Here is a 7,857-nt window from a genome sequence, read left to right as displayed (position 1 = left end):
GCCTATATAGGGGGCCCGCCGCCCCCATTCCGGCCAGCCCGGGCCGTCCACGAGGGTGCGCGCCGCACGTCGTCCCAGAGGAGTTTCCGGTCCATGGCGTCCCTTCGAGACATCCGCAAGCGCATCCGCTCGGTGAAGAACACGCGGCAGATCACCAAGGCGATGAAGATGGTCTCCGCCGCGAAGCTGCGAAAGGCGCAGGAGGCCATCCTCGCCGCGCGCCCCTACGCGCAGACCCTGGACCAGATCATCTCCGAGCTGGCCGTGCGCTCCGCCGACCAGGAGCTGGCGCACCCGCTGCTGGCCTCCCGCCCGGTGCGCCGCGTGGAGCTGCTGCTGCTCACGTCCGACCGTGGCCTCGCCGGCGGCTTCAACTCCAACGTCATCCGCCGCGCCAACCGCTTCCTGTACGAGAACAGCAACCTCCAGGTGCGCGTCTCGACGGTGGGCCGCAAGGGCAACGACTTCTTCCGCAACCGCGGCCAGTCCATCCGCAAGGACTTCGCCGGCCTGTACGCGGGGCTCAACTACCGCTCCGCCGCCAACGTCGCCGAGGAGCTGACGGCCGCGTTCCTCAATGACGAAGTGGACGCCGTCTACGTCGTCTACAACGAGTTCGTCTCCGCCATCAGCCAGAACGTCACCGTGGCCCAGCTGCTGCCGCTGCAGCCCGCCACGACGAAGGCCACCACCCCGGCCCCCACGCCGGAGACGGTCGCCGCCGCGCCCGCGATGGTGGACTTCAAGTACGAGCCCTCCCGCCAGGCCGTGCTGGACCGGCTGGTGCCCCAGGCCGTGAACATCAAGGTCTACCGGGCGCTCCTGGAGAGCGTGGCCAGCGAGCAGGGCGCGCGCATGAGCGCCATGGAGAACGCGACCAATAACGCCACGGACATGATCTCCAGCTACACCCTGCTCTACAACCGCACCCGTCAGGCGGTCATCACCAAGGAGCTGATGGAGATCGTCTCCGGCGCCGAGGCCCTCAAGTAGTCCGCCTCCCGTCCGATCCGTTGGACCCCCACGAGGGCCCGCTCGCGCTTGCATGGCGCGGGTCGGGCCCTTCGTCGTTCCTCCTGCCAGGAAGGCAGGCGGGGAAGAAGGTTTCCACGGGGGACTGGCGCTGGGGACACCGCTCCGCTAAGCGGGACTTACACGCGCGGACCCGGGAGGCTTGACCCTGCCGGGGGGCCCCCGGTAAAGGGGGCGCGCCCACCCCTTTTCTTGGGGTCGATTTCCTGATGGGCGGCGGCGTCCCGGCCGCTCGCCATACGAGACAAGGCAGAGGATTCCATGAGCGCTCAAGTTCCGACGACTGGCAAGGTCACGCAGGTTCTCGGCCCCGTGGTCGACGTGGAGTTCCCGCCCGGCGGGCTCCCGGAAGTCTACTCGGCCCTGAAGATCACCAACCCCAACCTGGGCGCCGAGCAGGACAACCTGACGGTGGAAGTCGCGCAGCACCTGGGTGAGAACACCGTGCGCTGCATCGCGATGGACTCCACCGAGGGCCTGGGCCGCGGCATGCAGGTGCGCAACACGGGCGCCCCCATCCAGGTGCCGGTGGGCAAGGCCACCCTGGGCCGCATCATGAACGTCACCGGCGATCCGGTGGACGAGATGGGCCCCGTGAAGGCCACCGAGTACTGGCCCATCCACCGCGCGCCCCCGCTCTTCACGGACCAGGACGTGCGCGTGCAGATGTTCGAGACCGGCATCAAGGTCATCGACCTGCTCGCCCCCTACACCCGAGGCGGGAAGATCGGCCTGTTCGGCGGCGCCGGCGTGGGCAAGACGGTGCTCCTGCAGGAGCTCATCCGCAACGTGGCCGTGGAGCGCGGTGGCTTCTCCGTGTTCGCCGGCGTCGGTGAGCGCACCCGCGAAGGCAACGACCTGTACCACGAGATGCAGGAGACGAACGTCATCCAGACCGAGAACCTGGAGGCCAGCCAGGCCGTCCTCGTCTACGGCCAGATGAACGAGCCGCCCGGCGCCCGCGCCCGCGTCGCCCTCTCCGCGCTCACCATGGCCGAGTACTTCCGCGACGTGGAGGGCCGTGACGTGCTCCTCTTCGTGGACAACATCTTCCGCTTCACCCAGGCCGGCTCGGAAGTGTCCGCCCTCCTGGGCCGCATCCCCAGCGCCGTGGGTTACCAGCCCACGCTCGCCACGGAGATGGGCGGCCTGCAGGAGCGCATCACCTCCACCACGAAGGGCTCCATCACGTCCGTGCAGGCCATCTACGTGCCCGCCGACGACCTGACGGACCCCGCGCCCGCCACCGCGTTCGCCCACCTGGACGCGACCACGGTGCTCAACCGCTCCATCGCGGAGCTCGCCATCTTCCCGGCCGTGGATCCGCTGGACTCCACCAGCCGCATCCTGTCCGCGGACGTGCTCGGCGCGGAGCACTACGCCGTCGCCCGCCGCGTCCAGGGCATCCTGCAGCGCTACAAGGAGCTCCAGGACATCATCGCCATCCTCGGCATGGACGAGCTGTCGGAAGAGGACAAGCTGTCCGTGGCGCGCGCCCGGAAGATCCAGAAGTTCCTGTCGCAGCCGTTCTTCGTCGCCAAGGTCTTCACGGGCAAGGACGGCCGCTACGTGAAGCTGGCGGACACCATCCGCGGCTTCAAGGAGATCGCGGACGGCAAGCACGACGACATCCCTGAGGGCGCCTTCTACATGGCGGGCGACATCAACGAGGTCCTGGATAACGCGCGCAAGATGGCGGCGGCTTAAGCGCCGTCCCGGACCGCCCCATGCGCCTGACCGCCGCGCTCGCCCTGATGCTCTGCTGTGTCGCGCCCTCCGCCCTGGCGGCGGAGCGCGGCAGCCGGGCGCGGGTGAGCGCGAACGGGCTCTACAGCGTGCGCATGGTGGACACGGGCGTGGGCACGTGCCGGCTGGAGATGCTCAAGGAGAACGGGCCCCTCTGGTCGGCGGACGTGTGCGTGGGGACGGTGGACGACCTGTACTTCGCCTCCAACGATGGGGAGAAGGTCTGGGTGCTCTACCCGCTGGTGGAGAAGGGCAAGGCGCCCGCCGGCAAGAAGAAGCGGGGAGCGGGCCTGTCCTGGGCGCGGGTGATGGTGGCGGCCCAGTTCGACCGCGCCGGGCAGAAGCTCCAGGAGAAGCGGCTGACGGAGCTGATGACGACGAAGCAGCTCTCCGAGGTGCGGCAGATGGCGCACCACCTGAAGTGGCTGGAAGGCACGCTGGGCATCCCGGGCAAGGGCCCCCGCCTGACGGACGCCGGGGTGTTGGAGTTCGAGCCGGTGGGCGTGAAGACCCAGCGGCTGACTTTCTGATGCGGTAGCACGAGGACGTTCATGGCCAAGCTGACTGTCGAGATCGTCACCCCCGAGAAGCGCATCCTGTCCGTGCAGGCCGACGAGGCCATCGTGCCGGGCGGAGAGGGCCTGTTCGGCGTGCGGCCGGGCCACACGCCGTTCCTGTCCCTGGTGGAGCCGGGCACGCTGACCCTCATCGAGGGCGGCCGTCAGGACCGGTACTTCATCGCCGGCGGCTTCGTGGAGGTGAGCAACGACAAGGTGCTGGTGCTGGCGGACGCCGCCGAGCACGTCAACGGCATCGACGTCGCGGGCGCCCGTCGCCGCCTGGCGGAGTCCGAGGCGCGCCTCAAGGACCTGAACAGCGCGGACGCGCGCTACGCGCTGGAGCAGGCCGCGGTGCGCCGCGAGGCCGCGCGCATCACCGCCAGCGAGACGCGCTGACGTCCCACCGCGCCCTTCGCCGGGCGCGTCTGAAACACCTGTCGCCATCGCGAAGAGGGTGGAGCCCCGAAGCCCCGTGACACCGGGGACGGCGCTTCACCCTTTCTGCGTTTCTGGCGCCGGGCGCATGATGCGGGTCCGTCATGAACGCTCCTGTCTCCCCCGTCCTCGAATTGTTCCACCGCATCGCGGATCCGCCGTCCGCGACCGCGCGCCGCTTCGTCACCGACCATGCGCTGGAGGACCGCGTGCGCTTCCGCAACCTCACCTACGCGGAGGTGGAGGCGGACTGGCGCGAGCGCGGGGGCCACACGTCCCCGGCGCTCTGGGACGGCACGCGCCTGCATCAGGGCGCGGAGGCGGTGGTGGCGCGGTTGCTCGCGGTGGTCAACCTGGGCCGCGACGATTCGTGAGCGTGCGTGCGCGCGGCGTCATGCGCGCGGTGCTTCGTGTGATCGACGCGAAGTCGCGCGCGTCAAGGTGAACACCTGAGCCCGTGGGCGGTGCACGCGCACGGCGCCTTGCGCACCCACGCGCGGCCACCCGTGCGTCCCTTTCGGTCCATGCGCAGCATCCGGAGTTGGACACGGAAGCAGGCCCGCGTACGTCATCGGGGGCGCCTGCTTGCTGAAACGCAGCGGGATGCGATAGCTACCGCGCCCCCGGTTGCGCCGCGTTGACGGCGGAGGAGGCAGAAAGTGTCGACGCGCGCGGTGCAATTCGGCGGGAGGTTTCCTGTCCATCGCTTCACCGAACCCGCTCCGTGCACGTCAAGGCCCCATGATGAAGACGCTGTCGCTTCGCGCGCCCTCGCAGCGTTCATCTCGGTGCTCGTCCTTGCCTGAGGCTCGGGTAATCTCCGCCCCTCCGATGCCGCTGACCCCCGCAGATCGCCAGGACCGGTTTCATGCGGCGTTTCTCGGGCTCGCCATCGGCGACGCGCTCGGCTTTCCGCTCCGGGGCGTTCCCCCGGCCAGCCTGTCGCGCCTGCCGGGGCTGGCGGAGGACTTCGCGCCCCGCCCGCGCGGCAAGTTCGCCAAGGGCCAGTTCAGCGACGACACGCAGCTCCTGCTCGCCGCCGCGGAGAGCGTCATCCGCGAGGGCAAGGTGGATGGCCGCAGCGCCGCGGCGCACCTGGCGTGGCTGTGGCAGGAGGGCATCATCCTGCAGCCGCCGCGCAGCCTCTCGGAGTCGCTCCAGCGGCTCGCCGGGGGCACGCCGTGGATGAGCGCGGGCGCGCCGCTGGGCACCCGCTGCCCGTCCGTGCTGAGCCGCGCGCTGGTGGTGGGCCTGTTCGAGAGCGGCCAGCGCGCGCGCCTGCCGCACGACGCGGGCGTGCTCACGGTCATCACGCACAAGGACCCCATCTGCGCGGCGGCCGCGGCCGCGTTCGCGCAGGCGGTGGCGCTGGGCCTGGAAGAGGAGGCCCTCACGCCCGCGGCCTTCTGTGACGCCCTGGCGCTGGCCGCCGCGGTGCACGACAAGGCGCTGGCGGAGGAGATCCGCCACCTGCCGCGCCTGCTCACCTGGGACACCCAGCGTGCGCTCAACCAGCTTCGCAAGGTGGGCGTCCCCCCCAGCGAGCTGAAGGGCGTGGACGGCCTGCCGGCCCACGTGGTGCCGGTGCTGCTCACCTCGCTGTACGCGACGCTGAAGGTGCCGCACGACTTCCGCGAGGCCGTCGTCCTCACGCTGCGCTGTGGTGGCGAGGCGGACGTGGCCGCGGCCCTCACCGGGGCCCTGCTGGGCGCGCACCTGGGCACGCGCGCCCTGCCGGCCCGCCTGCGCAAGCAGGTGCTGTACGCGGAGAACCTGGTGGACACCGCGGACCGGCTGTTCCGCGCCCGCCAGGTGCGCGAGACGCTGGCCACGGCGATCGCCCACCAGAAGACCCGCCGCTAGCGCCTGCCTGCTGTCCGGAAGCCCGCCCATCCTTTCCGGGCGGGGGTACCAGGCAGGCAGACGGACGACGATGGGGTGTGCGCCGGGACTTCTCCCGCCCACCCTTCCTGACCAACTTGAGGAGCAGAACAGGGGTGGACGGGACGCCGAGCAGGCGTCCGCTGCTGTCTTTCCCTGGGCCCACCAAGTCGGAGGCACGGTCGTGGACCTCGAATCGGAACGCCTGGAGCGCACCCAGCTGGAGACGCTCTCCACGTCGGAACTCATCCGGCATGCGCTGTCGGAAACCCGCCTGTTGGTGAAGGCGGAGGTGATGCACGCCAAGAAGGAGCTGAAGCAGGAGCTCAAGGCCGCCAAGACCGCGGGCATCCTCCTGGGAGCGGGGGCCGTGCTGGCCCTCACCTCGCTGGCGGTCCTCTTCGTCGCGCTGGGGCTCGCCATTCCCGTGGTCGCCGCGCTGGGCGTGGCCATCGTGGGCGTGGTGCTGCTGGCGGTGGCGGGCCTGCTGCTGTTCCTGGGCTCCAAGCGGGTGCCCAAGCAGGCGATGCCGCACACCCAGGAGCGTTTGAAGGCGGACTTCAAGATGACCCGGGAGACGCTGCAATGAGCCAGGCACCCGAATCCGACATCCAGGTCGCGGACCACGCCATCACCCGCCGCATGGGCGACCGTGAACAGGTGGAGCAGACGGCGGACCGCATCCGCGACGAGCTGCTCCTGACGCTGGAGGAGCTGGACCGCCGGCGCCACCGGGCCACCGACGTGCGCCACCACCTGAACCAGAACCGCGACCTGCTCGTCACCGTGGGCGCCGCCGCGCTGGTGGTTGCGGGCGTGGGCGTGGGGTTCGCCATCTACCGCTCCCGCCACCATGACGAGCGCGTGCGCCGCCAGCGCCGCCAGGCCCTGTCACGGGCGTGGGACCATCCGGAGCGGGTGGCCACCAGCGTGGAGGACAAGCCCCTGGGGGCGGAGCTGGGACGCAAGCTGGTGATGATCTTCGCCACCACGCTCGCCACCGCCGTGGCCCGCAACTCCATGCAGTCCCTGGTGCCCTCGCGGGCCCCCGCCAAGGTGCCTGCGGACACTGATAAGAAATAGTGAAGGCGCAAAAAGCGCGCATAAAGCAGACTGATGTGCATGACGGACCTGCTCTATGCGCGTGCGCAGATGGGGCTGTCGCTCGCGTTCCACATCGTGTTCGCGGCGGCCGGCGTGGCGTTGCCGGTGCTGATGGTGCTGAGCGACTGGAAGCACCGGCGGACGGGGGACAACGACTACCGCAAGCTCAGCGAGAAGCTGGCCAAGGGCACCGCCATCCTGTTCGCGGTGGGCGCGGTGAGCGGCACGGTGTTGTCGTTCGAATTGGGGTTGCTGTGGCCGGAGTTCATGGGCCGCTACGGGGAAGTGATTGGCCTGCCCTTCAGCCTGGAGGGTGTGGCCTTCTTCACCGAGGCCATCTTCCTGGGCATCTACCTGTACGGCCGCGAGCGGGTGTCGCCGAACCTGCACCTGTTCAGCGGCGTGATGGTGGCGGTGAGCGGCGCGGCCAGCGCGTTCTTCGTCACGCTGGTGAACACGTTCATGAACAACCCGTCCGGCTTCACGGCCACGCCCGCGGGGCCCGTGGACGTGCAGCCGCTGGTGGCGATGTTCAGCCCCGGCTGGCAGTACCAGACGACGCACGTGCTGCTCTCCAGCTACCAGGCCAGCGCGTTCGCCATGGCGGGCATCCACGCCTTCATCCTGCTCAAGCACCCCGGGGCGGCCTTCCACAAGAAGGCGCTGTCCGTTGCGCTGCCCCTCGCGTGCATCACCGCGCTGCTGCAGCCCGTGGTGGGGGACCTGTCCGCCAAGCACGTGGCGAAGGCGCAGCCGGTGAAGCTGGCCGCGATGGAGGGACACTTCGAAACGGAGGTGGGCGCGCCGCTGCTCTTGGGGGGCCTGCCGGACGTGGAGACGCGCACCGTCCCGGGCTCCATCGGCGTGCCGAAGGGGCTCTCCATCCTGGCGTTTGGCGACCCGGACGCGGAGGTGAAGGGGCTGAATGACTTCCCGCGCGACACCTGGCCGCCGGTGGCGAAGGTGCACGTGGCCTTCCAGGTGATGGTGGGCACGGGCAGCCTGATGGCGCTGCTCGCGCTGGTGACGCTGTTGCGCAGGTGGCGGGGCCGCGAGTGGCCGCACGGGCGGGGGCTGATGCGGGCGTGGCTCGTCGCGG

The 7,857-nt window shown here is 70.2% G+C and carries 9 protein-coding genes; all 9 read left to right on the top strand.

Going from position 1 to position 7,857, the window contains the following annotated elements; all coding sequences use genetic code 11:
• Nucleotides 1-93: 93 nt before the first annotated feature.
• The gene (atpG, locus tag D7X74_RS36630) at nucleotides 94-993 is read left to right on the top strand and encodes an ATP synthase F1 subunit gamma (protein WP_120537626.1); all 900 of its coding nucleotides are present in this window, start codon (nucleotides 94-96) and stop codon (nucleotides 991-993) included.
• Nucleotides 994-1,293: 300 nt separating this feature from the next.
• A complete protein-coding gene (atpD, locus tag D7X74_RS36625; protein ID WP_120537625.1) occupies nucleotides 1,294-2,739 on the top strand; it encodes a F0F1 ATP synthase subunit beta in 1,446 nt (481 codons plus the stop codon).
• Nucleotides 2,740-2,759: 20 nt separating this feature from the next.
• Entirely contained in the window at nucleotides 2,760-3,308 is a 549-nt protein-coding gene (locus D7X74_RS36620; RefSeq protein ID WP_120537624.1) for a hypothetical protein, read from the top strand.
• Nucleotides 3,309-3,329: 21 nt separating this feature from the next.
• Nucleotides 3,330-3,734 carry a F0F1 ATP synthase subunit epsilon gene (locus tag D7X74_RS36615; protein ID WP_120537623.1) on the top strand — a complete coding sequence of 135 codons (405 nt, stop codon included), beginning with the start codon at nucleotides 3,330-3,332 and terminating at the stop codon, nucleotides 3,732-3,734.
• Nucleotides 3,735-3,877: 143 nt separating this feature from the next.
• Entirely contained in the window at nucleotides 3,878-4,147 is a 270-nt protein-coding gene (locus tag D7X74_RS36610; RefSeq protein ID WP_120537622.1) for a hypothetical protein, read from the top strand.
• 457 nt (nucleotides 4,148-4,604) lie between these two features.
• Nucleotides 4,605-5,636, top strand: coding sequence for an ADP-ribosylglycohydrolase family protein (locus D7X74_RS36605; RefSeq protein ID WP_120537621.1), 1,032 nt, complete (start codon nucleotides 4,605-4,607; stop codon nucleotides 5,634-5,636).
• Nucleotides 5,637-5,838: 202 nt separating this feature from the next.
• Entirely contained in the window at nucleotides 5,839-6,243 is a 405-nt protein-coding gene (locus tag D7X74_RS36600) for a phage holin family protein (protein WP_120537620.1), read from the top strand.
• Nucleotides 6,240-6,737 carry a hypothetical protein gene (locus D7X74_RS36595; RefSeq protein ID WP_120537619.1) on the top strand — a complete coding sequence of 166 codons (498 nt, stop codon included), beginning with the start codon at nucleotides 6,240-6,242 and terminating at the stop codon, nucleotides 6,735-6,737. The genes D7X74_RS36600 and D7X74_RS36595 overlap by 4 nt, the downstream gene beginning before the upstream one ends.
• Nucleotides 6,738-6,776: 39 nt before the next feature.
• Nucleotides 6,777-7,857 (top strand): cytochrome ubiquinol oxidase subunit I (locus tag D7X74_RS36590; protein ID WP_304984943.1); only part of this gene is annotated, 1,081 nt, incomplete at its 3' end.

The sequence above is a fragment of the Corallococcus sp. CA047B genome (genome assembly GCF_003612065.1).
Lineage (GTDB): Bacteria > Myxococcota > Myxococcia > Myxococcales > Myxococcaceae > Corallococcus > Corallococcus praedator.
Note: the sequence above shows the minus strand (reverse complement) of the source record. Positions and strands in the feature narration are given on the sequence as shown.

What these genes read in the sequence shown, in the direction of transcription:
- atpD (WP_120537625.1), top strand. Translation starts at nt 1,294, where the DNA reads ATGAGCGCTCAAGTTCCGACGACTGGCAAGGTCACGCAGGTTCTCGGC.
- D7X74_RS36620 (WP_120537624.1), top strand. Translation starts at nt 2,760, where the DNA reads ATGCGCCTGACCGCCGCGCTCGCCCTGATGCTCTGCTGTGTCGCGCCC.
- atpG (WP_120537626.1), top strand. Translation starts at nt 94, where the DNA reads ATGGCGTCCCTTCGAGACATCCGCAAGCGCATCCGCTCGGTGAAGAAC.
- D7X74_RS36615 (WP_120537623.1), top strand. Translation starts at nt 3,330, where the DNA reads ATGGCCAAGCTGACTGTCGAGATCGTCACCCCCGAGAAGCGCATCCTG.
- D7X74_RS36610 (WP_120537622.1), top strand. Translation starts at nt 3,878, where the DNA reads ATGAACGCTCCTGTCTCCCCCGTCCTCGAATTGTTCCACCGCATCGCG.
- D7X74_RS36605 (WP_120537621.1), top strand. Translation starts at nt 4,605, where the DNA reads ATGCCGCTGACCCCCGCAGATCGCCAGGACCGGTTTCATGCGGCGTTT.
- D7X74_RS36595 (WP_120537619.1), top strand. Translation starts at nt 6,240, where the DNA reads ATGAGCCAGGCACCCGAATCCGACATCCAGGTCGCGGACCACGCCATC.